The 24,628-nt window shown below is 65.7% G+C and carries 27 protein-coding genes; 9 read left to right on the top strand and 18 right to left on the bottom strand.

The features are described from left to right. Positions 1-104 precede the first annotated feature (104 nt). Positions 105-305 carry a heavy-metal-associated domain-containing protein gene (locus GLS40_RS10465; RefSeq protein WP_076695385.1) on the top strand — a complete coding sequence of 67 codons (201 nt, stop codon included), beginning with the start codon at positions 105-107 and terminating at the stop codon, positions 303-305. Positions 306-345: 40 nt separating this feature from the next. Here GLS40_RS10465 and GLS40_RS10460 read toward each other — a convergent pair whose 3' ends face one another. From GLS40_RS10460 to GLS40_RS10425, 8 genes are read right to left on the bottom strand one after another with little or no spacing between them, the layout of a single operon-like run. Further along, positions 346-1,077 carry a DsbA family protein gene (locus tag GLS40_RS10460; RefSeq protein ID WP_076695387.1) on the bottom strand — a complete coding sequence of 244 codons (732 nt, stop codon included), beginning with the start codon at positions 1,075-1,077 and terminating at the stop codon, positions 346-348. A gap of 1 nt (position 1,078) precedes the next feature. Further along, entirely contained in the window at positions 1,079-1,546 is a 468-nt protein-coding gene (locus GLS40_RS10455; protein WP_107978319.1) for a c-type cytochrome, read from the bottom strand. Beyond that, positions 1,543-2,934 (bottom strand): multicopper oxidase family protein, encoded by a 1,392-nt coding sequence (locus tag GLS40_RS10450; protein WP_107978281.1) that lies wholly within the window; start codon positions 2,932-2,934, stop codon positions 1,543-1,545. The genes GLS40_RS10455 and GLS40_RS10450 overlap by 4 nt, the downstream gene beginning before the upstream one ends. A 44-nt stretch (positions 2,935-2,978) precedes the next feature. Continuing rightward, on the bottom strand, positions 2,979-3,932 hold the full coding sequence (locus tag GLS40_RS10445; RefSeq protein WP_107978282.1) for a c-type cytochrome: 954 nt from the start codon (positions 3,930-3,932) through the stop codon (positions 2,979-2,981). Positions 3,933-3,934: 2 nt separating this feature from the next. Continuing rightward, positions 3,935-4,543, bottom strand: coding sequence for a c-type cytochrome (locus GLS40_RS10440; RefSeq protein ID WP_107978283.1), 609 nt, complete (start codon positions 4,541-4,543; stop codon positions 3,935-3,937). Positions 4,544-4,586: 43 nt separating this feature from the next. After that, positions 4,587-4,931, bottom strand: a complete 345-nt coding sequence (locus tag GLS40_RS10435) for a hypothetical protein (protein ID WP_107978284.1) — start codon at positions 4,929-4,931, stop codon at positions 4,587-4,589. Beyond that, positions 4,931-5,389: a c-type cytochrome gene (locus tag GLS40_RS10430; protein WP_076695398.1), complete on the bottom strand. Its 459-nt coding sequence runs from the start codon at positions 5,387-5,389 to the stop codon at positions 4,931-4,933. The genes GLS40_RS10435 and GLS40_RS10430 overlap by 1 nt, the downstream gene beginning before the upstream one ends. A gap of 29 nt (positions 5,390-5,418) precedes the next feature. Further along, the gene (locus GLS40_RS10425) at positions 5,419-5,985 is read right to left on the bottom strand and encodes a L,D-transpeptidase (protein WP_076695400.1); all 567 of its coding nucleotides are present in this window, start codon (positions 5,983-5,985) and stop codon (positions 5,419-5,421) included. Positions 5,986-6,115: 130 nt separating this feature from the next. Here GLS40_RS10425 and GLS40_RS10420 point away from each other — a divergent pair, with 130 nt between their 5' ends. Together GLS40_RS10420 and GLS40_RS10415 are read left to right on the top strand one after the other, a co-directional pair. Continuing rightward, on the top strand, positions 6,116-6,487 hold the full coding sequence (locus GLS40_RS10420; protein ID WP_235905882.1) for a DUF2933 domain-containing protein: 372 nt from the start codon (positions 6,116-6,118) through the stop codon (positions 6,485-6,487). A gap of 338 nt (positions 6,488-6,825) precedes the next feature. Next, positions 6,826-8,946 carry a protein-disulfide reductase DsbD family protein gene (locus tag GLS40_RS10415; RefSeq protein WP_107978285.1) on the top strand — a complete coding sequence of 707 codons (2,121 nt, stop codon included), beginning with the start codon at positions 6,826-6,828 and terminating at the stop codon, positions 8,944-8,946. A gap of 9 nt (positions 8,947-8,955) precedes the next feature. Here the strand turns inward: GLS40_RS10415 and GLS40_RS10410 are convergent, their stop codons facing one another. From GLS40_RS10410 to GLS40_RS10365, 10 genes are all read right to left on the bottom strand, one after another. Then, on the bottom strand, positions 8,956-9,879 hold the full coding sequence (locus tag GLS40_RS10410; protein WP_107978286.1) for an EamA family transporter: 924 nt from the start codon (positions 9,877-9,879) through the stop codon (positions 8,956-8,958). Between the two features lie 12 nt (positions 9,880-9,891). Then, entirely contained in the window at positions 9,892-10,560 is a 669-nt protein-coding gene (locus tag GLS40_RS10405; RefSeq protein WP_107978287.1) for a hypothetical protein, read from the bottom strand. Between the two features lie 80 nt (positions 10,561-10,640). Then, positions 10,641-11,672: a cation diffusion facilitator family transporter gene (locus GLS40_RS10400; protein ID WP_456238985.1), complete on the bottom strand. Its 1,032-nt coding sequence runs from the start codon at positions 11,670-11,672 to the stop codon at positions 10,641-10,643. 22 nt (positions 11,673-11,694) lie between these two features. Next, on the bottom strand, positions 11,695-12,852 hold the full coding sequence (gene ccmI / locus GLS40_RS10395) for a c-type cytochrome biogenesis protein CcmI (RefSeq protein WP_160382700.1): 1,158 nt from the start codon (positions 12,850-12,852) through the stop codon (positions 11,695-11,697). Beyond that, positions 12,849-13,322 (bottom strand): cytochrome c-type biogenesis protein, encoded by a 474-nt coding sequence (locus GLS40_RS10390; protein WP_107978289.1) that lies wholly within the window; start codon positions 13,320-13,322, stop codon positions 12,849-12,851. Before GLS40_RS10390 ends, ccmI begins: the two co-directional genes overlap by 4 nt. Next, positions 13,319-13,885, bottom strand: coding sequence for a DsbE family thiol:disulfide interchange protein (locus GLS40_RS10385; protein WP_107978290.1), 567 nt, complete (start codon positions 13,883-13,885; stop codon positions 13,319-13,321). The genes GLS40_RS10390 and GLS40_RS10385 overlap by 4 nt, the downstream gene beginning before the upstream one ends. Positions 13,886-13,893: 8 nt before the next feature. Next, the gene (locus tag GLS40_RS10380; protein WP_107978291.1) at positions 13,894-15,894 is read right to left on the bottom strand and encodes a heme lyase CcmF/NrfE family subunit; all 2,001 of its coding nucleotides are present in this window, start codon (positions 15,892-15,894) and stop codon (positions 13,894-13,896) included. Between the two features lie 55 nt (positions 15,895-15,949). Continuing rightward, a complete protein-coding gene (locus tag GLS40_RS10375; protein WP_235905881.1) occupies positions 15,950-16,261 on the bottom strand; it encodes an SHOCT domain-containing protein in 312 nt (103 codons plus the stop codon). Next, a complete protein-coding gene (locus GLS40_RS10370; protein WP_107978292.1) occupies positions 16,258-17,667 on the bottom strand; it encodes an ATP-binding protein in 1,410 nt (469 codons plus the stop codon). Before GLS40_RS10370 ends, GLS40_RS10375 begins: the two co-directional genes overlap by 4 nt. Further along, a complete protein-coding gene (locus GLS40_RS10365; protein WP_107978293.1) occupies positions 17,664-18,386 on the bottom strand; it encodes a response regulator in 723 nt (240 codons plus the stop codon). The genes GLS40_RS10370 and GLS40_RS10365 overlap by 4 nt, the downstream gene beginning before the upstream one ends. Positions 18,387-18,557: 171 nt before the next feature. On the opposite strand from GLS40_RS10365, the gene GLS40_RS17835 reads away from it, so the two are divergent. The 6 genes from GLS40_RS17835 (at position 18,558) to GLS40_RS10335 (ending at position 24,528) form a co-directional block, all read left to right on the top strand. Beyond that, positions 18,558-19,184 (top strand): penta-EF hand family protein, encoded by a 627-nt coding sequence (locus tag GLS40_RS17835; protein ID WP_188758773.1) that lies wholly within the window; start codon positions 18,558-18,560, stop codon positions 19,182-19,184. A 72-nt stretch (positions 19,185-19,256) separates the two neighbouring features. After that, the gene (locus tag GLS40_RS10355; protein WP_076695418.1) at positions 19,257-19,643 is read left to right on the top strand and encodes a DUF302 domain-containing protein; all 387 of its coding nucleotides are present in this window, start codon (positions 19,257-19,259) and stop codon (positions 19,641-19,643) included. A 12-nt stretch (positions 19,644-19,655) separates the two neighbouring features. Next, positions 19,656-20,090, top strand: coding sequence for an ion channel (locus GLS40_RS10350; protein ID WP_076695420.1), 435 nt, complete (start codon positions 19,656-19,658; stop codon positions 20,088-20,090). Beyond that, a complete protein-coding gene (locus tag GLS40_RS10345; RefSeq protein WP_076695422.1) occupies positions 20,087-20,803 on the top strand; it encodes a TVP38/TMEM64 family protein in 717 nt (238 codons plus the stop codon). Before GLS40_RS10350 ends, GLS40_RS10345 begins: the two co-directional genes overlap by 4 nt. Beyond that, complete coding sequence (locus GLS40_RS10340) at positions 20,800-22,119, top strand: APC family permease (RefSeq protein ID WP_107978294.1); 1,320 nt, start codon at positions 20,800-20,802, stop codon at positions 22,117-22,119. The genes GLS40_RS10345 and GLS40_RS10340 overlap by 4 nt, the downstream gene beginning before the upstream one ends. Positions 22,120-22,170: 51 nt before the next feature. After that, positions 22,171-24,528 (top strand): heavy metal translocating P-type ATPase, encoded by a 2,358-nt coding sequence (locus tag GLS40_RS10335; protein ID WP_202076085.1) that lies wholly within the window; start codon positions 22,171-22,173, stop codon positions 24,526-24,528. Positions 24,529-24,628: the final 100 nt, after the last annotated feature.

The raw sequence follows: 24,628 nt of genomic DNA, 5'->3' as shown, positions 1-24,628 counted from the left end.
GTCAAGCGTGCGGATGAATTTTCTTCGCGGTGACCGGCCCTCTTGACCTTCCACCCGCTGGAATCCTCATATCTGCGGCGAAGCAAACGCAAGGAGACGTCGCAATGCAATTCAATGTGCCCGACATGAGCTGCGGCCACTGCACGGCTGCCATCGAGAAATCGGTCAAGGCCGCCGACCCCGGCGCCGATGTCGCCTGCGACCTGGACACGCACCGGGTCAGCATCAACAGCGTCCTCGCGCCGGAGCAGGTGAGCGCGGCGATCAAGGACGCGGGCTACGACGCACAGCAGGTCAGCGCCTGACCATGGCCCGCGCCGGTCATCGCTGGCGCAGAGCTTACCGTCACTGCGAAGAATCGCGTGCCTCGCTCACCAGATCGGAGAGACGCTCTTTCTCGACGAAGCCGGGCACGAGCGCGTCGCCGATGACGAAGGACGGCGTCCCATTGAACCCGAGCGCCTGCGTCAGGCGCATCGAGGTTTCAATGTGCTCGGCAACTTCCTGGGCCTCCATGTCCTGTCTCAGTTGATCCAGGTCCAGCCCGACGTCTTCGGCGACACGCATGACTGAGGCTTCGTTCGCGCGGCCATCAATCGCCATCATCGCCCAGTGAAAGTCTTCGTATTTGCCTTGCGCACGGGCCGCGAGCGCCGCCTTGGCGGCAAAGACGGATCCTTCGCCGAGGATGGGCCATTCGCGGTAGACGAGCCGGACGTTCGGGTCTTCCTCGATCAGGGCCCGGATCTCCGGTTTTGCGCGGCGGCAATAGGGGCAGTTGTAGTCGAAGAACTCCACCACGGTCACATCGCCGTCCGGGTTGCCGAGCACGGGCGCGTTCGGATCATGCTCGATCAGGTCACGCTGGTTGCGCAGCACGTCCGACTGGTTCTGGGCCTGGGCATCCGCCTGCCGCTGTTCGAGCAGCGCGACCGCCTCCATGATGATCTCGGGGTTCTCGCGTATCGCCTCGAGGACCAGTTCCTTGACCCGCGCCTCGTCAAGCTCCTGGGAGAGCGCAGGCATCGGCAGCAGGGCTGCCATCGCCAGCGCAAGGATCGGTTTCTTCAGCGTCATTTCAGTTCGCTCCATTGTCCGCTTTCGTTCGTTCTGCCTGGGCTTGTTTCACGTCTTCGGGCCAGGTCGAGCGGATGTAACCCAGAATGTTTCGGATCTGTTGATCCGTCAGGCTGTCACCGAAACCCGGCATGCCACTGCCGAATTCCATGCCACGTTGCGCCATCAGGGCCTCTCCGCCCAGCTTGGTATAGTCGAACAGGACGCTGTCCGGGTGATGCCAGGTATGACCCGTCTCGTTATGCGGCGGCGCCGGCAGACGCCCATCGGGGCCGGGTGAGCGCCAGTCGGGCTGGCCCTCAAGCTCGGCTCCGTGGCAGGAGGCGCAGTTCTCGGCGTAGAGCGCCTTGCCTTCGGCGATGTCCACCGGCGCCGCAGAGGCATTCTCGGTCGTCCCCTGCCCGAGGACGAACCAGAAGCCCGCAGCCGCAAGAACCGCGAAGACTGTCCCGATGACAACGCCCCTCATGTGACCCGCACCCATGTCGTCATGCCCGAGGCCGCGTGACCGAGCATGTGGCAGTGGAACAGCCAGTCGCCGGGATTGTCGACGGTGAAGGCGATCTCGCGCGTCTCCCTGCCGCCAACAAGGATCGTGTCCCGAAGCGGTCCCAACGCGCCGTCCTCGGACACCTCTCGGAAATGCATGCCGTGCAGGTGCATGGCGTGGGGAAAAACGGTGTCGTTGACGATCTCCAGCAGCACGGTCTCGCCCAGCCCCAAGTCGGCCAGCGGCGTATCTGTCATCTCTGCCACGCCGTTGAATGCCCAGAACCGACCCGCGGCCGCCAATTCGCGGAAAGCCATGCGTTCGCCGTTCAGGATGGCGGAGTCCATGCGCCCCATCGCGCCGCCCGACATGACGAGCCGCAGCGGAGTCGCCCCGGCCAGGTCCGGCAGATCCATCTTCGGGTTCGGCGGCAGGGCCACGGGCGCCGCGCGCCGCGTCTGGCTGGCCGTGCCCGACACAGTGAAAACGACCTGCGAAAAATTCTCGGCATCGCCGACATGGACCAGGTCTGCCGTTTCCCCTTCTTCTGCCAAAACGTCGACGATCAGGTCCGTCCGCTGTGCCGGGCCAAGGACAAGGACATGCTCCACCGGGGCTGGCGTGGCGAGCGGCATCCCGTCCAGGGCCACGATCCAGCCCTCCAGCCCCGACAGCTTCAGCGGGAAAATCCGGGCGTTCGATGCGTTGATCAGCCGAAGACGCAGCCGCTCGTGCCGTCGCACGGGCAGCGACAGGTTGTAGCGCCCGTTGGTGGTGACGTAATTCCCTGTGCGTCCGCCGTGGCTCATCATCATCGGATGACCGAAACTGTCGTCGATCTGGCCGGTCTCGGGATTCAGCAACCAGTCGTCGAGAACGAGCACCTCTTCGCGATCGACATCCGGCGCCTCGGCTTCGTCGACGATCAGCGGGCCATGCAGTCCGCGTGCCACCTGTTCCCAGGACCTGTTGTGCGCGTGATACCAGTAGGTCCCGGCATCCGGCGTCACGAAATCGTAGTCGAAGGTGCCGCCTGGCGCGACGGCGTCCTGCGTCAGGCCTGACACCCCGTCCATCGCATTGTCGATGCGGATCCCGTGCCAGTGGATCGAACTGGCCTGCGGCAGGTCGTTGACAAAGCGCCGGCGCAGGCGCTGGCCCTGCCCCACCCGGATCTCGCGTCCCGGGATGGTGCCGCCATAGCCCCAGACCTCGGTCTGCGGGTAACTTTCGGGCAGCAATTGAAGCCGAGCGACCTGCGCCGCGAGTTCGGGCTTCTCCTCGGCGGCGAAGAGCCCCCGCGGAAGGCCCGCGCCAAGCCCAGCAAGTCCGGCCAGTTTCAGGGCATCACGCCTTGTGGCTATCATCGGTTCATTCCTTTCAGAGCGGGGCCGATGGCCCCGCCGTTCTCTCAGTCGATCCGGGTCTTCCGCTCTGCGGACTCCCCTTCTTCCTTCACGATGTCGTCGGCCCCGCCTACCTCCGCGTCGAACAGGTAGATCGCCATCGCCTCGCGATCCTGTGAAGACAGGAACCGCGTGCCTTCGCGAACAACCTCGGCCATGCTGCCGCCGAATGCGTCGCCCGAGGGCGTGACGCCCGATTGCAGCGCATAGGCCAGCGACGAGACCGTCCATCCGTTCTGTTCGAGGTCTTCGGCCCGGATGGACGGCGCCTTGCTACCGCCCGGAAGCTCGGCATTGCCGGCAAAGACGGCGCCAAGGTCACGGCCACCCGCCAGGTTCCGCGGCGTGTGGCAGGCCCCGCAATGCGCGGCACCACGCACCAGTTCACGGCCCCGGTTCCAGGCGTCGCTGCGGTCGGGCAGCGGTTCCGTGTTGGGCTCGTAGAAGAACGCGGCGCGCCAGAGCTTCAGCCCCCACCGCTGATCGAAGGGGAAGCTGACGTCGTGTTCTGGCGCGGGTTCGGCCACCGGCGTGACGGTCTGGAACGCGGCCCAGAGATCGGCAATGTTCTGGTCCGAGAACTCGGCATAGAACGGATAGGGGAAAGCCGGGAAATAAGGCTCGCCGTCCGGGCCTATGCCCTGGCGAACCGCCTTGGCAAAGCTCTCTGCCGTCCAGTCTCCGATCCCGTGCTCCGGGTCCGGGGTCAGGTTCGACGGGTAGAAGGTGCCGAAATCCGTCTCGAGCGGAGCGCCGCCCGCCAGGGGAGCGCCTCCTACCTCGAAATTCGAATGACAGGCGATGCAGCCGCTGGCGCGCGCCAGGTAGGCCCCCCTGTCGACGTTACCCTCCAGCTCGATCGGCGCGGGTGCGCTGCCGACCGGCCATGCGATCACCGCGGCCAGGGCGGCGCCGCCAAGCGCCGCCGCCCCGACCGACCAATAGATTATCCGACGCATGGTCAGTCGTCTTCCGCCCGGAACCGCGAATGGCAGGCCGAGCAGACCTGCGTCGTCATGTTGAACGCCGCATCGGCCGGCATTTCGGCGATGTCCTCCGCGCTCATCATGTCGGACGCGTCATCGCCCATCATGCCCGAGCCAGAGCCCATCATGGACCCGCTTCCCATCATGGAGCCGGACCCCATGCCGGAGCTGCCGCCCATCATGGATCCTGCGCCCATGTTGCCGCCACCCGCCATGCCGTTGCCGGCGGCGCCTTCCAGGCCCTCGCCGTAGACGTCGAGCAACCTCGCAAGCTCCTCGAACCGCTCCCAGTCCGACCAGATCACGTCCTTGGCTTCGGAGGGTGCCCCGTCGGAGCCTTCCGGGAACAGCTCGGTCAGGGCCTCGCCCGAATGCTCCTGGAAGGTGCGCGCGGCGTCGCGCATGACATCGGCGTCATACTCGGCCTCGCCCTGCATCATCGGGGTGACCGTCTTCACGGCGTCGCCCATGGCCTTCATTGCTTCCATGCGTTCCTTGACGATGCCCGTCGCGCCGCTGTGTGCGAGGGCGGCCGCCGCCGTTCCAGTCACGGCGATTGCTGCCAGAATGGTCGTTCTCTTCATCGTATCGTTACTCCGTCGTCCTGAATTCCGGTTCATGGGTTGTTCAGGAATGCCGGCGCGGCGGCGGGAGGTCCATGTCGGGGCGAACGTCGTCAACCATGTGGAACGGCGTGAGGTATGCCGTCGTGGTGACGAATTCAGGCGGCGTGATGTCCACCGCCAGGATGAAAACGGCGGCCGTGAAGCAGTCGAGCCCGGGATGGCAATGCCCCGCGCCCTCCTCGTCCGACTGGTGGACCGGTGAGTCATGTGCCTCATGCAGGGCCGCCGAGCGGGACGGCGCGTGATCGTCCGCGTGAGCCGACGCGGTATCGGGCACGCCCGCCACGAACATCACGGCAAGCAGAACCAGGGCGTTCAGCAATCCGTTCGCACGCCGCAGGATCATCACTCGATCCCGTTTGCCCGCTGCAGTTCGCGGACATAGGCCACGACCATCTTGACGTCGCCCGGCGTCACGCCTTCGACCGGGGGCATGTTGCCGAAATCCCAATGATGCGACCGCACCCCGTTCTGAGCCGCCGCGACAAACGCCATGTCGGAATGATGGCTCGGCTCGTAGATCTTATGAACCAGTGGCGGCGCGACTCCATTCTGTCCGGCTGCGCTCTGACCGTGGCAACTGGAACACTTGGCCTCGAAGATCTTCTTCCCCAGTTGGGCGTTGCCGGAAAGCTCTTCCGGCAGGCTGACCTCCGCAATCGGAGCGCCTTCGGCAACCTCACTGATGTCAGGCGGTGTCATCGAATGCCCCGTCGGCGCGGCCGCGGGCTGCAGGAACTGCCAGCCCGCAATTCCGAGCCCCCCGGCCAGAACGACGGCCACCATCACGGTCAGCTTGTCCATGTACCTGTCTTTCTTTCTCTTTCCGAAACTCAGATGAGCTTGACCTGGGTTCCTACGGGCGCCCTTTCATAGACCTCCTCGATCTGCCGGTTGTAGAGGCCGATACAACCGCTCGAGGAGCGGCGCCCGATCTTGCGCGTGTCCTGCGTGCCGTGGATCCGGTAGTACTGCCACGAGAGATAAAGCGCGCGCGTGCCGAGCGGATTGCGCGGGTCGCCGCCTTCGACGTAAGCGGGCAAGGTCGGATCGCGCTCCCGCATCGACGCCGTGGGGCCCCAGCCCGGGTTCTCGCGTTTTTCGACAACCTCGGTGTAGCCGCGGCGGGTGAGGTCCTCGGTCAGCGGGACGGAGGTCGGGTAGATGCGCATCTCGCCGTCTCCCGTCCAGTGCTGGAGCATCCTCGACGTGGTGTCGGCGATGATGATGCCGTTTCCGATCCGGTCGAAGTGATCGCGCCAGTCGTGCGTGCGGAACGACGAAATGTTGCGCCGCGCCTTATCGGCGGCGGCGTGAACGATACCCGGCGTGGCTATCAGGGCGAGAGCACCGCCGATCAGTCCGCGCCGGTTCAAGTTGATCGAACGATCTGCCTTCATCTGCCTGTGTCCTTCTTCCTTGCCTGTTCCAAGAAGATGAATACCCGAGAAGGTGCGTGCGACAACCTGACAAGCCTGCGAGAAATGTATCGGTTTGTATCCTTGACCTTCCACTCCGGGAGGGCGGCAAATGAAGCAACAATTTCTGAAGGATGAGGCGACCATGATACACGCAAATCGACCTGGCAACCCCCAAGGCAACAAGCTCATGCGATACGGCATGATGGCCTGCTGCGCGGTCATGCTGATCCCCGTCGGCGCATTCTTCGTTACGGGAGGTAGCGTTTCAGGTCTCTGGGCCAATGCCGGGATTTTCGCCCCGTTGATCCTGTGCGCCGGGGGCCATGTTGTCATGCACAGGATGATGGGCAAGTCCTGCCATGGGGACGGTGAAACAGCTCCCAAGCTCATCGCTGAGCCCATACCGGTTGCCGACGATCGGCCAGGGAACGAAAGTCGGACGGGGAGCCCGGGTGTCCACGCCACAAGTCTTGAAGGTTAGCGCATTGCTGCTTGCGCTCGGCGGATGCTCGGCCTCTCTTGCCGAGTGCTTTCGCGATACCGGCGCGCTGTCGACCCGGGAAGAGGGTGTCGCTCTTCCCCGGGGGTGTCGCGTGACGGACAGAACGGGCACGGACTTGCGAAGGCTCGAATGCGATGACGGCCGCCAGGGCTTCGTGTTTGGGTCATGATCCCCCCTGTCGAAGACGACAGCGATCACGCGACCACGGGTCCTGTTCTGCCGGTGGCGTTGCAACGAGCTTCACGGCATGTCCGCTTGTCTGGGAGATCGCCGATCGTTGCCCGCCACTTACGGAATCCCGAAAGATGCTCCATAACATGCTGACGACATATCGTTTCGTCATGGTCATTGCGGCCGCGGCGCTCGGCACTACCCCAGCCGTCCATGCCGCGTCCTCGCAGCCATATGAGTCCCCCGCCGTCACGGCGCGGTTGATCTCTGCCCAGGACGGAGTGCCCGACAGCGGCCGAACCCTATCAGGGGGGCTGGACCTGGACCTTGGCGACGGTTGGAAGACCTACTGGCGGTCACCAGGTGAAGTCGGCATCTCACCATCGGTGGATTGGGCGGGATCGGAGAACATCGCGGAGGTGGAATTCCTCTGGCCCGCCCCTGAGCGCTTCACGGCCTTCGGTATCGAGAACTTCGGCTACCACGGCGAAGTCGTCTTCCCGCTCCGGATCGAACTCGCACGACCGGGAGAGCCGGCAAAGCTTGAGGCGCAAGTCTCGCTGCTCGTCTGTTCAGACGTCTGCGTGCCGCGGGATTTCCACCTGAGCCTCGATCTGCCGGCCAGTAACGGAATCGATCAGCCGGTCGCCGACCGTATCGCCGGCTTTCTGGCGCGCGTTCCAGCTGAGGGGGACGGCATCGGCGTCGATCAGGCGCTTTTCCATCTCGACAACCAGACGACCGCGCTCACCATCTCGCTTCGCAGCGCCACACCGTTCAAGGACCCGGACGTCTTCCCGGAACTCGGCGCAGACAACGCTCTCGGCAAACCCGATGTCCGGCTTGGCGACGGCGGGCGCAGACTGTGGGCCACGCTGCCGGTCCTTTCGACCGACGACGCGACGCTTCACGATCCGGTCCTCACGGTGACAGACGGCCCGGACCGAGCCTTCACCGTCACGCCGGACCGTGCTGCCGAAGCCCCTGCCCCACCTTTCAGCATCGCGACCGCCGCCCCCGGCATCGAAACCCTGATCTGGATCGCACTGGTCGCTTTCCTCGGGGGACTGATCCTGAACGTCATGCCCTGCGTGCTGCCGGTCCTCTCGATAAAGCTCTCGACGGTCATGAAACACGGCGAGCAGGATAGGCGCACGGTGCGCGCGGGCTTCCTCGCCGCCGCCGGGGGCGCCCTGACATTCATGTGGGGGCTGGCGCTGATCCTCTTCCTGTTGCAGCGGGCCGGTGTCGTGGTCGGCTGGGGGCTGCAATTCCAGAACCCGCTGTTCCTTGCGGCGATGGTGCTGCTGCTGTCGGTTTTCTCTGCCAACATGCTGGGCGGTTTCGAGTTCAGCCTGCCCTCCGGCCTGCAGACGCGGCTGGCGAATTCCGGACGCGGACACGGGCATGCCGCGGATTTCCTGACCGGCATGTTCGGCGCTGTCATGGCGACGCCATGTTCGGCCCCGTTCCTCGGGACGGCCATCGCCTTCGCACTGGCCGGGCGAGGTATCGATATCTTCATCGTCTTCACCAGCCTCGGGATCGGGCTGGCCGTGCCGTACCTCCTGGTCGCAGCCGTGCCGGGCGCCATTTCGCTCCTGCCGAAGCCCGGGCGCTGGATGGTGGCGTTGAGGTTTCTCCTCGGGGGCCTGCTCATGGCCACGGTGGCCTGGCTTCTCTGGGTGATGGCAGGGGTGGCTGGGACAGCCGCGGCAGCCGCCGTAGGCGGGCTGGCGCTGGCGCTGGCGGTCGCTCTCTCCGTCCCACGTCTGCCCTCGGCCGCCCGCTGGCCGATCGTCGCCGCATGCGCCGGGCTGTCCCTGATCGCAGTTCCCCAGTTGACCAAAACAGAAGCGACCGAAGTCGCGGTCTCTTCGCTCGGCTGGATGCCCTTCGACCGGGCGGAAATCGCGCGGCGCGTGTCGCGCGGAGAGGTCGTCTTCGTCGATGTTACGGCCGACTGGTGCCTCACCTGCAAGGCCAACAAGGCACTGGTCATCGAGCGCGATCCCGTGCTGACCGCGCTGCGCGCCGAGGGCACCGTCCCGATGCAGGCCGACTGGACGCGACCGGACGAGACCATTTCTCGCTATCTCGAAAGTTTTGATCGCTACGGCATCCCGTTCAACGCCGTCTACGGCCCGGGCGTCCCTGACGGTATCGTGCTGTCGGAAATCCTGTCGGGTGAGGCGGTGATCAACGCGCTGCGCTCCGCCTCGGGCGACCGGGCGACCACGTCTGGCCTTCTTGATCAGGACTGGTGACCCCCGACGCTACGCGGACGCTGCCTGGCATTGGCACGGGTGAACCGCGATATTCGGGGTGTCCCGCGTGGTCTGCCAGGTGAGCAGGAACCCGGCGAACAGCAGGAGCGCACCACCATAAACGGTGCTCGCCGCCGGGATTTCCGCCAGGATCAGGAAACCAAGCAGGGTCGCCACGACCGGCGAGACGATAATGTCGATCAGCGAATAGACATTGGCGTTCAGCCTCTTGAGGACCAGGGAGATCCCGAAATAGGCGAAGCCCGTTGAGACGAGTCCCAGCGCCAGAGCCCAGATGCCGACCGGGACCCCGCCCTCCCCCATGCCTGGCGTTGGTGAAAAGACCTGTCCGGGCCCAAAGATCAGCACCGAAGGGGCAAGGATCAGCGCGGCCACCAGCATCGACCAGGCAATGTCGTTTCCGGTCTCGGATTTTCCCTCGTGCCGCATGTAGGTGACCATCGCGGCATAGACGGCTCCATCAACCAGCGCCACGAGATTGCCGAGCATGTGTCCGCCGGACAGCGGCTTGGCAAGAACGATGCCGACGATCGCGATCCCGAAGGTCAGGACATTCCCGAGGGTCGCTCTTTCTTTCAGGAAAATGGCCGACAAGATGAAGGTAAAGAACGGTGCAACGCTCCAGAAAATCACGGCGTTCGCGATGGGAACAAGCGTCATCGCCAGGTTGAAGACGCTGATCTGCGTCGCAATGAGCACGCCGATGATCACGGTGTCGGTCATGTTTCCCCGAGGCAGCCGCAAAGGCTCACCATTCAGGACGGGCATCGTCAGCATGAGGAACAATGTCGCCGTCAGCAACGCGTAGAAGTTCAAGGTGTGGATGGGAATCAGTCCGCCGGTGAGCTTGACGAATATGCCGATCGTCGCCTCGGAGACGGTGATCAGGGCCAGCAGCAGTAGCGTGCGCATGAAACCTCCAGCCTAAGCAGACCGTGCCCGCGCTGCCCAGCACATGTCGCAGACGGAGTCGCCGTGCGACAGCGTGTGCGGACGACGGTAATGGCCCCGCGAAGCATCGCTTGCAATCAGGTCGGCGCCCGGCCAATCGTAGGTGCACCAGCTGCGGCGGAAGGTCTCCAGCGCGTCGGGATCGCCCTCCGTCTCGGCCACCCGGCGAACGAAACTCTGGGGCGGGCAGCAGGTGAAATGGGTCAGGATGTCATCGCCCTCACGCCGCGCTTGCACCTCGTATCCGGGCGCTCCGGGGGCGCTGAAGGGAAAGACCAGCAGTATTCGGATGGTCCACCTAAGGCGCCGTCCGGGATCCCTCGTCACGAGCCGCACGGGCAGAGAGGTGAGGCTCAGCATCCTGCGGTAGATTTCCCAGCCGAGGTCGGCCACCACCTGTCGCGCGCTCTCAGGCGAAATGCCCGATTTCCTCAATGCACGGTCGGCCGCGACGGTCCAGATCGCCATCTCGACCATCAGGCGGTTCCCGAAGCGGTCAAGTTCGTCGAACCGCGCGTGCGGGCGACGAGCAACCGCTTCCGCATCCATTGCGGCCAGATAGGAATGGATCTCAGGACCGAGCCAGCGGATCGGGCGGCCCTGCGTGTCCGTCAACTGCCGGTTGGCAATGCCGCTGCGCACTGCACGTCTGACAGTCTGACGGACGACCTGTCGCGCGACACGAAGCCGAGGTGACGGCTCCGATCCTCGGCCCCTTGCGGTCATGGTTCACCTCCCGTCTCGGCAGCACCACGGGTCACGTCGATCTTCTTGGCGCCGCTCTCGTCCAGGCACCGGGTTTCGATCTGAAGAGTGACGAAGAAGAAACCGAAATCCGATTTCAACATCGTATTCGCATCTTTCAGCAGTGCCTGCGTATCGGCGTCTTGAGAAACCCTCAGATGTCCGGAAAACACGTTGCGCCCGCTGGTCAGAGTCCAGGCGTGGACATGATGGGCATCCTGCACTCCGTCCATTGCCTCCAGCGCCTCGATCACCCCTCGCAAATCCACCTCGTCGGGCGTGCCCTCCATCAGCAGCCGCGCCGCGTCGCGCAGGATGCCCCAGCTCGCCCACAGCAGCACGACCCCGAATGCCATGCCGAGGATCGGGTCGATCAGTAGGAATCCAGTAAACTTGATGACCAGTGCCGTTACGATGATCAGAAGGCTCCCGACGAAGGTCTGGATGATGTGCCAGAGAGCGCCACGCACGTTGAGGTCGGTCTTGCTCTGCTGCCAGATCAGCCAGAGCGAGATCACCTCGGTGAAGAGCCCGCCCGCAGCCGCGATCAGCATCGGCCCGGTCGGCAGGTCTATCGGCGACCCGAGGCGCATCGCAGCCATGTAGATGACGACCAGTGCCATGCCGAGCAGAAAGCCACCGTTGACCAGCGCACCGATGATCTCCGAGCGATACCAGCCGAAACTGAAGGATTCGTCTGCCGGGCGCTTGGCAAGCCGAGCCGCGGCAATTGCGACCAGCACGCCGCCGACAGCCGAAAAGGTATGGAACGCGTCCGAGATCACCGCGATCGACCCGGTCCATAAGCCGATGCCCATCTCGATCACGAAATACACGCCCGTCAGCCAGGCCGAAATTGCCATGCCCCGACCGCCCGAAGGCATGTGGCCGGCGTGCGGGTTGCCATGCGAACTCATCGCTCTCTCCTCCTTGCCGTGTCCTTCACCATCGATCCAGCGGGCGGCCGCCTTGTCCGGCAGATGACCGCGGCAGATCCTTGAAAAGGCCATCTCAGGCCCCTTCGGCACTACGTCACCCCTGGAGATCCCGGAGAGCTTTCTCGACGATCTGTCTTCGAGGGTCGTCTTGAGCCGCGGCTTCCAGCAGTTCCTGCGCACGGCTGTAGGCCTCGATGGCGTTCTTGCGCTCGTTCAGGACCTTGTAGGCATTGCCAAGCCTCATCCACCCGTCCAGGTCGTCCGGTTCCGCTTCCAGCCGGGATGCAAGACGATCGACCATAGACCTGATAAAGTCGGCTCTGTCGTCCTCGGACATGTCGCGCGCCGCCGCAACGTCTGCGGCACTGGGACCGCGCGGAGCTTCGGACGCGTAGTCCGAAACCGCGACGCGCGGCTTGCCTGTCGCCTGTGCGAGCCGATTGATCCGGGCCACGTAGCTATCCATCCAGGCCGCATATCCGTTTGCTTCCGTCAGGCGGGTCGTGAGCAGATCGTAGGCCTTGGCGTCGTCGCCTCCCTGACTTTCGGCCAGCGCGGCGTAGAATGTGGCCGCCGGGTTCATTGCGTCGATCTCCAGGGCACGTTCGATTGCCGCCTCGGCGCGCGGAACCACCGTCCCGGCGTTGGCCCCGATCAAGGCTTCTGCCAGCATCGACCAGGTCGCCGAGGTTGCATCCGAGCGATCCGCGACCGTCTCGAAGGCCCTCACGGCGTCCTCGAAGCGCTGCATCCGCATGTAGGTCTGACCGAGAAGCATCCAGCCTTCGCTCGCGCCGCCATTCGGATCGTTCTGCAAGCGATCATGGAGTTGCTGCGCCAAGTCCACGATCCGGGCCTCCTCCGCGCGCTCGGGGGCCCTCTCCCCGAATGCCAGGGCCGGGACGTCAGGAGCCCCGTTCACGGTGTAGTATCCAAAGGCCATGAGCGGGACGAAAAGCGCGGCAAGGATCGCGCCGGCCCGTCCGCCGCCTGCGCCGGGACCATGTTCTTCACTCGTTGTTCTGCGAACGACAGACAGAATGCGTTTCTTGATCTCCAGCTCCGCAGCCTTGGCTTCGGCGGCGGAAATAAGACCACGGTCCAGATCACGCCGGACTTCTTCCAGCTGATCGGCGAGCACCGCCGGGACCGCGTCGGAGCGAACGACGGCCGCCGTATCCGTCCTGAAGATCGGAAAGAGCGCGAAAGCTGTCGCGACAAGAGCCATCACAAGGAAAGCAACCCAGATCATTTTTCGTCTCTCCTACCATGTCTTGCGAGGACCTCGGCGACGAGCGCCTCTTCCTCATCGCTGAGGTCCTCGACCGAAGCGCGTCGCCGTGCTCTCCAGAGGAGTATTCCGCCAATCACGAATGCGGCAGCGGGCAGAGCGAACGGCGCGATCCAGAGCGCGTAGGTCTGCGGTTTGAACGGAGGTTTGAACAGGACGAAATCGCCATAGCGGGCGCGGACGAAGTCGATGACCTCCGTGTCGCTGTCGCCCGCCGTCAACCGCTCGCGCACCAGAAGGCGAAGGTCGCGCGCCACGCCTGCATTCGAACTGTCTATATCCTGGTTCTGACAGACGACGCAGCGCAGCTCCCTCGATATCTCGCGGGCCCGCGCTTCGAGGTTCGGGTCAGCCAGCATCTCGTCCGGCTCCACGGCATTCGCCAGCCCAGGCAACCCCAGCATGATGATCAGAAACAGGGCCCGGATCATGAGCCCAACTCCCGGTCAAGGGCCCCGGCCTGGGTCAGTGCGGTGGTGAACTTCGCGACAGCCTCCTCCCCCACGATGGGGCCGACATAGCGGTAGAGCACCGTCCCATCGCGGCCGACGATGAAGGTTTCGGGGACGCCGGATATGCCCCATTCGATGCCCGCGCGTCCTGAACGATCCGAGCCGATCCGCGCGTAGGGGTTGCCCAGATCCGAGAGCCAGGTCGCGGCGTCCTTGGGTTCGTCCTTGTAATTGATCCCGAAGAGACGCAGGCCGTAACGCTCGACGAACCGCGTCAGCACGGCATGCTCGGCTTTGCACGGGACGCACCACGAGGCGAAGACGTTGATGACCACGGGGCCCGGGTTGTCCGTCAGGTCTGCGCGCCCCAGGCCCGGCACATCGACACCGGGAACGGAAGGCAGATCGAATTCCGGTGCGGGCTGCGAAATCAGGACCGACGGAATTTCGCTCGGGTCGCGTTCGGGGTTTAGCCCCCAGAGGAAAAATCCTCCGAGCACTACGGCGACAGCCAACGGCACCACTGCAAACAGGCGTTTCATGGGGTCTCCTATTCTGCAGGCAGGCGCAGGTCGCCATGGGGGCGGGTTCGACGCGGCACCCCCACGCGCAGCCTCCGATCCGATAGCGAGAGCGCGCCGCCTGCCACCAGCATCAAGGCACCGAGCCAGATGAAATTGACCAGCGGTTCGTAGAGAATGCGCAGCGTCCAGGCTTCGCCGCTGGCCGCCTCTTCCGAGGCGGGCTCACTGATCGAAGCATAAAGGTCGCCCGCAAGTGTCGACCGGATCGCGGATTCCGTGGTCGTGCTTTGCGCCACGGGATAGCTCCGCCGCTCCGGGTAGAGCGTTGTCACCGGCTCGCCGTCTCGCCGGACCTCGAGCCTGCCGCGATCCGCGATGTAATTCGGGCCGCGCAGACGCTCGGCACCGGTAAAGGTCACGTCGAATCCGGCGATCGTTACGTCGGTCCCCGGCGTGACGAAGACGATCTCTTCGCTCTTCCAAGCGCTTGATCCGATCATGCCGATCATTGCCACGGCGAGGCCGACGTGCGCCAGCGTCATGCCGTGCGATGCACGCGGCAGATTGCGCGCCCGGCGCAGCGTCTCGCTCAGAGGAGCTTCCATGAATTTGATCCGCAACGCCCATTCCCGGAGAGTCGCCAGAAGCAGCCATACCGCGATCAGAATGGAAACATAGGCCAGGAAAGGACCGCCGCTGATCAGGTACCAGACGGCGAGAGTGACAAGAACCGCCAGCCCGGCGACGAACCGGACCCGTTGAAGAACGCCGGCAAGATCCGCGCGCTTCCATGACAGGAAGGGGCCGGCACCCATGAAAAGGCCGAGCACGAGCATCATGGGCACGAACGCCGCGTTGAAGAAGGGCGGTCCGACGGAGATCTTGTCGCCCGTGAGGGCCTCGAGGAGCAAGGGATACAAGGTTCCGAACAGGACGGTTCCGGTTGCGGCCGCCAGGATCAGATTATTGACCAAAAGCCCGGCCTCGCGGCTGATTGGACGGAACAATCCGCCGCCCTCCATGACCGGCGCGCGCCAAGCGTAGAGCGTCAGCGAGCCGCCGATGGAAAGGGCCAGGAGCCCGAGGATGTAGATCCCCCGCTCCGGATCCACGGCGAAGGCATGGACCGAGGTTAGCAGCCCCGAGCGCACGATGAAGGTGCCCAGAAGCGACAGCGAGAACGTCAGGATGGCCAGGAGAATGGTCCAGCTTTTGAATGCATCGCGTTTCTCGGTCACGATGGCCGAATGCAGGAGTGCCGTGCCGAGCAACCAGGGCATAAAGCTGACGTTCTCGACCGGATCCCAGAACCACCAGCCGCCCCAGCCCAGCTCGTAATAGGCCCACCACGACCCAAGGGCGATCCCCGCGGTCAGGCTCATCCATGCGGCCAGGGTCCAGGGCCGGACCCATCGCGCCCAGGCGGCATCGATGCGTCCCTCGATCAGGGCCGCGACGGCGAAGGAAAACACGATCGAGAACCCGACATAGCCGAAATAGAGCAAGGGCGGATGCATCGCGAGCCCCACGTCCTGCAGCAGGGGATTGAGGTCGCTGCCGTCCGCGGGAGGCGGGAATACGCGGTCGAACGGATTGGAGGTGAACAGCAGGAAAGACAGGAACCCGACGCTGATCCAGGCCTGCACGGACAGCGTGCGCGCCTTCGTGGCTGCCGGGATGTTCGATCCCAGCACGGCCACGCCGGCACCGAATACCGTCAGGATCAGCACCCAAAGAAGTAACGAGCCTTCGTGACTGCCCCAGGTCCCCGCGATCTTGAACAGCAGTGGCTTCAGGGAATGCGAGTTCTCCGCCACGTTCCTGACGGTGAAGTCGCTGACCACGAATGACCGCATCAGCGCCGCGAAGGCCACTCCAACGAAAAACACCTGCCCGATCGCGGAAGACCGGGCAGACTGCATCCACCGCACGTTGCCGCGTGAGGCCCCGAGGATTGGCATGACGCTCTGGACCACAGCGAGGGACAAGGCCAACGCGAGGGCGAAATGCCCGATTTCAGGTATCATGATGTCTGTCCCTCTGTCTGTCTTTCACTGGTCCTGATGCGTCACGCCTCGCGCCTCACTCCTCGAGCGCGGCCTTCCGCCGCCGGAACTCCTCTTCGTCGATTTCACCTTTCGCCAGCCGCTGACGCAGGGTTTCGAGCGCGTCCGAGGACTTGCCGCCGGTGCCGCTGTTGTCGCGCAGCCAGTGAACCGCCAGCACGATCAGGGCGATGATCACGCCCCAGAAGACCAGCATCATCAGGCCGCCGAAGACGCCGTAGCCGCCGCCCCACATCATGTGCCCGTCCCATGAACCGTCGGGATCGGCCAGGGCCGGCGAGGCGGCAAGGCTCGCAAGGGCGGTCATGCTCCAGAGTTTGAAGGTCATCGTTCTCTCCTTTCTTCAGGTGGTTTCGGGGCGAGCGGGATCGAGATCGCCGCGCGCAGCCCGCCGGTTTCCCGGTTTTCGAGCGTGATGTCACCGCCATGCGCCTGGACGATTGTCCGCGCGATCGACAGGCCCAGGCCGTGCCCCCCGGTTTCGAGCGAGCGCGACTCCTCGATCCGGTAGAAGGGGTCGAAGACCTTCTCGAGCTTGTCCCGGGGAATGCCGGGACCATCGTCCTCGACCGTCACCACGAGGGTATCGCCCTGGCGATGCCAACCGACTGTGGCGCCGCCCCCGTAGCGGATGGCGTTCTCGATCAGGTTGCGCAGCGCCCGCCGCATGGCATTCGGCCGCAGGCGCGCTTCGATCCGGGGGCCGGCGTCGATGGCGAACCCGCCGGGCATGTCCGCGCACAGGGCCTGGAGGAAGTCGTGCAGATCGACGGTCTCGGGCGGCTCGGACCCGGTCAACCCGCGCGCGAAGGTCAGCGTCGCATCGACCATGCCCTGCATTTCCTCGACCGAGGCGACGAGGCTGTCGCGGGTCTCGGTGTCGTCGACCATCTCGGCCTGCACGCGCATGGCGGTCAGCGGCGAGCGCAGGTCGTGCCCCAGCGCGGCCAGCATCCGCGTCCGGTCGCCCACGAACCGCGTCAGGCGGTCCTGCATGCGGTTGAAGGCCCCGGTCAGGTCGCGCACTTCGGTCGGTCCCGCCACGGGAAGCTCGGCCACGTCCTCGCCCCGGCCAAGGCTGTCGGCCGCGCGGGCCAGCCGCCGCAACGGGCCGGTCAGGCGCGTCATGACGAACCAGATCACCACGACGAGCAGAAGCCCCGCCGACATGGCGAAGGTCAGCATCGAGTAAAGCGGCCACTGGATCGGCGGACGCTCGAACCGGGTTCCGACGTTCAGCCACTGCCCGCCCCGGATCGCGATGGAGAGGTTCATCTCGACCGCCGTCAATTCGCCCCGCATCATCGCCATGTGCATGTCGGTCATTTCGCGCGACAGGTTCGGCAGCGGCATCAGTTGGCCTTCGACCTCGTGCAGTTCGACACGGATATCGCGGCTGTAGCTGTCGTCGAGCAGGGTCCGGATCCGGGCCTCGACAAGACCGCCGTCGGAATGATCCGAATGCTGAACCGATGCGATTCCGGACAGATCGAAGCGCACGAGCGGCGAATTCGCGGCCCTGACGATCGAAGGGTGAAGGTCGGGCGGCGCCTCCTCGATCAGCCGCGCCACGTTCGCCGCCCGGCCTGCCGCCTCGAACCCCAGGGCGGCGCGGATCGCAAGGCTTCGTTCATCGGCAAAGAGAAACAGGCTGACCAGTTGGCCCGCGACAAGTGCCGCGACGACGATCAGAATCAACTGGACCCGCAGTGAACTGATATGTCGCGAGATCACGCCTGCTCCTCCACGTCCGTGGCCAGGCAATAGCCGCCGTTGCGCACCGTCCTGATGATCCTCGGACGCAGGACATCGGGCTCGATCTTGCGGCGCAGGCGGCTGATCTGGTTGTCGATCGTCCGGTCGAGCGGTCCCGCCGTGCGGCCGGCCGTCAGGTCGAGCAGCTGGTCGCGGCTCAGCACCATCCGCGCGCGCTCGAGCATGACGACCAGCAGCCGGAACTCGGAGTCGGTGAGAGGGATCTCGCCCTGTTCGTCGTCGACGAGGATCTGCCGGTCGGTGTCGAGCACGAGATGCTCGAACCGCACCCTCCGCCCGGCCAGCTTGCCGGCGAGGGGCTCACCCCGGCTGCTCCGCCGCAGGACCGACCTGATCCGGGCCAGCAGTTCGCGCGGGTTGAACGGCTTGGCGAGGTAGTCGTCGGCCCCGATCTCGAGCCCTGCGATACGGTCCGGCTCTTCTCCGAGAGCGGTCAGCATGATGACCGGCACCGCGCCCTCGGCGGCAAGCCTGCGGCAAGCCGAGAGCCCGTCTTCGCCGGGCATCATCACGTCCAGAACGACGAGATCGAAATGACCGGCCGCGAGCTTCGCATCCATGTCGGTGGCGTCCTTCGCCGCGGTCGCGCGCATCCCGTTCTTCGCGAGATAGCGCGTCACGCTCTCGCGGATCTGCGCGTGATCGTCCACGACAAGAATATGCGGAGGCTGGCCCATGCCCCTGATTTTACCGGAATACAGGACCGGGTTTCATCAATGGAATTGTAGCGGTTTGTATCAGGCAACCGCTCTGCGACAGACCGTTACAATTCCGCTGATGCACTTACATTCAATTTTGCGCAATCATGGCGATGTCATGGGTTATCGACCCGAACAAAGGAGGATTCCATGCCGACACTGGCACGAACAGCAAGCATTCTCGCGATCACCGTGCTGACCACCGGAGCAGCCCTGGCCGACAGCGGCCACCACGATCGCGATGGCTCGGGGCCTCGCATGGGCGCCGACGAGCCGCGCATGGGCCGCGACGCCATGCCGATGGGCGGCGACGGGCACGAGATGATGGAGCACATGATGCGCATGATGATGCAGATGCACGGCTCGGACGCGATGGGCCCGGGCACGGGCATGGGGTTCATGGGCGGCCCCGGCATGGGCGGAATGTCCATGATGGACCGCGACATGATGCAGATGATGATGGGACCGGACATGATGAACGACATGCCCGGCCAGATGATGCAGTCGCGCCTCGAGGACTACGACGCGGGTGGCGACGGCGCGCTGAACCTCGACGAGTTCGCCGAGTGGCACGCCGCGATGCTGCGCGAGACCATGGTCGACCGCTTCCAGCATCTTGACGCGGACGGTGATGGCACGATCACCTCCGGGGAAATGAAGGCCCTCGCCGGCCGCGTGGCCCGGATGCGCGGCGGCGAGCCTGACAGGCGGCCGATGATGCAGGGCGATGACACGGGCGACCGCCCGATGATGCAGGGCATGCCGGACCAGAACTGAATCGGCTGCACTGCGTTGACCCGTGGCCCGGTCCGCCGGACCGGGCCCGACCAATCGGAAAGGAGCAGTTCCATGAGCTACACGCACGACCGCCTGCTGAAAGGCGTCTCCATCGACGATGCCGAGGCGCGCCTCCGCGCGTCGCTCTCGGATGCCGGCTTTGGCGTCCTGACCGAAATCGACGTCCGGGAGACGATGAAGAAGAAGATCGGCGCCGAAATGGACGGCTACCGCATCCTCGGCGCCTGCAACCCGAAGATGGCCTACGAGGCGATCGGGATCGAGCCCCGCGTCGGCGCGATGCTACCCTGCAACGTGATCCTGCGCGAGACCGATGGCGGGACCGAGATCAGCGCGATCGACCCCGTCGCCTCGATGACGGCCATCGACAACGACGACCTGCACACCGTCGCCGGCCAGGTCCGCGACATGCTGATCGGTGCCGTCGATGCCGCCTGATCCCGTCCGGTCATGACACTTGCCGCGATTGCCATAGGAGTGGGCCTCGTCGCCCTCGTGGGCCTTGTCCACCACTACGCCCTCTACGCCCTCGGACGGGCGGCGCCGCGGCCGGATTCCAGCTCGACGATGGCGATACAGTCGACCTTCATCGGTCTGCTGCTTCTCCACGTCGCCGAGATCCTTGGCCTCGCCGCGGCGAACCGGTGGCTGCTGGGCTGGGACGGCCTGGGCGGACCCGCCTCCGCCCCGCTGTCCTGGGCCGACCTCATCTACCTGACCGGGGTGAACTTCACCACGCTGGGCTACACGCAGATCGAGCTCGCCGGTGACATCAGGATCGTGACCATGCTTCAATCCCTGGGCGGCTTCATGATCCTGACCTGGTCGGCCACCTACCTCTTCACCGTGTGCCAGAGGAGCTGGCGACGCGCCGAGAACGAATGACGGAAGCCACGGGGAAGCGGACACTCAGGATCGTCGCGGCGGGCGCCGGGGTCCTGCTGCTGGCCGCGTTGGTCGTGGCCTGGCTGGCCGGCTGGCCACCCGATGGCCTCGACCGTGAGACCGTCGCCCGCTGGGTCGCGGGCGCCGGACCGTGGGGGCCGCTTGCCGTGATCGGCCTGATGACGGCGGCGGTCGTGGCCAGCCCGCTGCCCAGTGCGCCGATCGCGCTCGCCGCCGGGGCGGCCTACGGACATTACGCGGGTGCGGCCTATGTCGCGCTCGGCTCCGAGCTCGGCGCGGTCTCGGCCTTTCTCATCGCGCGCGGGGCCGGCCGCGGCGCGGTCGAGCGCATGCTCGGCGACAAGCGCGACTACGGCCTGCTCGGCTCGCAGAACGCGCTGACGCTGACCGTCTTCGTCAGCCGCCTGCTGCCCTTCGTGTCCTTCGACGCGATGAGCTACGCCGCCGGGCTGAGCCGCCTGCACTTCTGGCGCTTCGCGCTGGCCACCCTGGCCGGGATCCTGCCGGCCAGCTTCGTGCTCGCGCATTTCGGCAGCGTGGCCGTGCAGGGCGATTTCGGCACGGCGGAATGGATCGCCCTCGGCCTCGGGCTGCTGACCGCGGTGCCGCTGGTGCTGCTCGCCCTGCGCGGCGGAACGGGCGCGAACCGACGGCAGACCGAACAGATACAGGACAAGGAACACATCAGATGAGCTCCGACTACCGGGAAAACAGCATCACCCTTCTCGACGCCATCGCCATGGGCACCGGCGTGATGATCGGCGCCGGCATCCTCGCGCTGACAGGGCAGATCGCCGACCTGGCCGGCCCGCTCTTTCCCTTCGCCTTCATCGCCGGCGCGGTCGTGACCGCCTTCAGCGCCTATACCTACATCAAGATGTCGAACGCCTACCCCTCGGCGGGCGGGATCGGGATGATCCTGCAGAAGGCTTATGGGCCCACCGCCGTCGCCGCCGGCGCCGCGCTGCTGATGGCGCTTTCGATGGTGATCAATGAAAGCCTCGTGGCGCGGACCTTCGCCAACTACCTGCTGCGCGGTCTCGACATGCCCCGCGACACCTGGCTGGTGCCCGCGATCAGTGTCGGCGTGATCTTCTTCGCGTGGCTGGTCAACATCTCGGGGAACCGTTCGGTCGGGTGGCTGTCGGTCCTCATGGCCGCCCTCAAGGTCGGGGGCATCACGCTCTTCGGCGCGGCGGCGCTCTGGGCCGGCGGGTTCAGCTTCGAGGCCACGGGCCGCGGCGGCGAAACGACGGGTGCAGCCGGCTTTGTCGCCTCGATGGCGCTGGCCATCCTCGCCTTCAAGGGCTTCACCACCATCACCAACAGCGGCGCCGAGATCACCAAGCCGCACCGCAACGTCGGCCGCGCCATCGTCATCTCCATCGCGGTCTGCACGCTGGTCTACCTGCTGGTCGCCTTTGCCGTCGGCAGCAGTCTGCCGCTCGACCGGATCGTGGCTGCCAAGGACTATGCCTTGGCCGAGGCCGCCGAACCCGCGCTCGGGCGCACCGGCTTCTACCTCACAGTCGCGCTTGCACTGGTTGCCACGGCTTCGGGCCTGATTGCGAGCGTCTTTGCCGTGTCGCGGATGCTGGCGATGCTCACCGACATGAAGATGATCCCGCACAGCCATTTCGGGATGCCCGGCGTCATCCGCGACCACACGCTGGTCTACACGGTGGTGATCGCCTCGCTGCTGACGGTCTTCTTTGACCTCAGCCGCATCGCCTCGCTCGGGGCGTTCTTCTACCTGGTCATGGACATCCTCATCCACTGGGGCGTTTTCCGTAACCTGCGCGAGGAAGTCGGCGCCCGCGGCTGGATCCTGCTGACGGCCATCGGGCTCGACGCCGTGGTGCTTGCTGCTTTCGCGGCGATGAAATGGCAGGCAGACCCGTCGATCGTGCTGATCGCCGTCGCCGGGATGGCGGTGGTCTTCGTCTTCGAGCACGTCTTCCTGCGGCTGCGCCCGCCGCCGCGTCATCACCATCAACATGGCCCTTGACCCTTCAGTGACTGGAAGCCCTATGCCTTGTCGTGTGAGAAGGAGACGGTCATGTCCGAACACGCGAAACACCACCACCATCACTCTCATCACGACCATGACGCGCATATCTCCGAAGGCGCGCAGACCGCGACGGACCCGGTCTGCGGCATGACCGTCGAGGTGACCGGCGACACCCGGACGCAGGCGTTCGGCGGCGAGACCTATCATTTCTGCTCGGAAGGCTGCGAGGAGAAGTTCAAGGCCGATCCGTGGTTCTACGCCTCGGGCAACGCCGACAAGGCCGGGCAGCACGTCCAGCCGGGCACGCAGTGGACCTGCCCGATGCACCCCGAGATCGTGCGCGACGAGCCCGGCGCCTGTCCGATCTGCGGCATGGCGCTGGAGCCCATGGTGCCCACCGACGAGCCCTCCGAGGAGCTGACCGACTTCACCCGCCGCATGTGGATCAGCGCGGCGGCGGCCGTACCGCTCATCATCCTGACCATGGGCGAGCTGGTGGGCCTGCCGGTGCGCGACTGGCTCGGCCACCGCATCGCCACCTACATCGAGTTCCTGCTGGCCACCCCCATCGTCCTCTGGGCGGCGCTGCCCTTCTTCAGGCGCGGACTCGACTCGTTCCGCAACATGTCGCCCAACATGTGGACGCTGATCTCGCTCGGCGTCGGCGCGGCCTATGTCTACTCGCTCTTCGCCACCTTCCTGCCCGGCGTCTTCCCCGAGGATTACCGGATGGGCGAAGGCGTCGGCACCTATTTCGAGGCCTCCGTCGTGATCGTCGCGCTGATCTTCGTGGGCCAGGTGCTCGAGCTGCGCGCCCGCGAACGCACCGGCGACGCGATCCGCGCGCTGCTGGACCTCGCCCCCAAGACCGCGCGGCGCATCCTGCCGGACGGAGCCGAATACGATGCCCCGCTCGAGAACGTGGTCGCGGGCGACATGCTCCGCGTTCGCCCCGGCGACAGCATCCCCGTGGATGCCGAGGTCGTCGAGGGCCGCTCCTCGGTCGACGAAAGCATGATCACCGGCGAGCCGGTCCCGGTCGAGAAGACCGAGGGCGACCGCGTCACCGGCGGCACGATCAACAGGAACGGCACGCTGGCGATCCGCGCCACGCAGGTGGGCGCCGACACGGTGCTGGCACAGATCGTCGACATGGTCGCGGGCGCCCGCCGGTCGCGCGCGCCGATCCAGGGCCTCGCCGACCGCGTGTCCGCGATCTTCGTGCCCACGGTGGTCGGCATCGCGGTGCTCGCCTTCTTCACCTGGCTGGCTTTCGGTCCGGACCCGGCCCTCGCCTTCGCCATCGCCTCGGCGGTCTCGGTTCTCATCATCGCCTGCCCCTGCGCACTGGGCCTCGCGACGCCGATCTCGATCACCACCGCCGCCGGGCGCGGCGCGCAGGCGGGCGTGCTCATCAAGGACGCCGAGGCGCTCGAGCGCATGGCGCGGGTCGACACCGTGATCGTCGACAAGACCGGCACGCTGACCATGGGCAAGCCCAGTCTGACCGACGTGCTCGCGCTCGGGCAGACCGACGAGGCCGAGGTGCTCGCCCTCGCCGCGGCCCTCGAGCGCGGCTCGGAACATCCGCTGGCCGAAGCGATCGTGCAGGGCGCGCGGGAGCGCAACGCCGAACGGCGCGACGTCACCGACTTCGACGCGGTCACCGGCAAGGGCGTGACCGGCCGTGTCTCCGGCCGGGACGTGGCGCTCGGCAACCGCGCGCTCATGGAGGCGCTGAAGATCGACGCCGCCTCCGCCGAGGAAAACGCCGACGCCCTGCGCGCGGACGGCAAGACGGCGATGTATGTGGCGTTGGATGGCGCCCTCGTCGGCCTCGTGGCCGTGGCCGACCCGATCAAGGAAACGACCGAGGGCGCCATCCGCGACCTGCACGCGCTCGGCCTGCGGGTCATCATGGCGACCGGCGACAACCAGCGCACCGCCGAGGCCGTCGCGCGCCATCTCGGCATCGACGATGTGCGCGCCGGCGTCCTGCCCCAGGACAAGAAGGCGCTGGTCGAGGAGCTGCGCGCGCAGGGCGCCTACATCGCCATGGCGGGCGACGGCGTGAACGACGCTCCTGCACTCGCCGCCGCCGATGTCGGCATCGCCATGGGCACCGGCGCCGACGTCGCGGTCGAGAGCGCGGGGATCACCCTGCTCGGCGGTGATCTCGTCGGCATCGTCCGCGCCCGCAAGCTGGCCACCGCGACGCTGCGCAACATCAAGGAGAACCTCTTCTTCGCCTTCGCCTACAACTCCGCCGGCGTGCCCGTCGCGGCGGGGATCCTCTATCCCTTCATCGGGCTCCTGCTGTCGCCCATGATCGCCGCCGCGGCGATGAGCCTGTCCTCGGTCTCGGTCATCACAAACGCGCTGCGCCTGCGCCGGGTGAAGCTTTGACACCCCCTTGTCACGGGCCTGTGACCACCAACGGAAGCCAGGCGTGAAGATACCTCTTGCCTGTTTCTTTGTACGCGGCAATGGTCGCCGCACGATGACA

Origin of the sequence: Pseudooceanicola pacificus (assembly GCF_009789075.1) — a bacterium.
In the GTDB taxonomy this organism is placed as follows: domain Bacteria; phylum Pseudomonadota; class Alphaproteobacteria; order Rhodobacterales; family Rhodobacteraceae; genus Pseudooceanicola; species Pseudooceanicola pacificus.
Note: the sequence above shows the minus strand (reverse complement) of the source record. Positions and strands in the feature narration are given on the sequence as shown.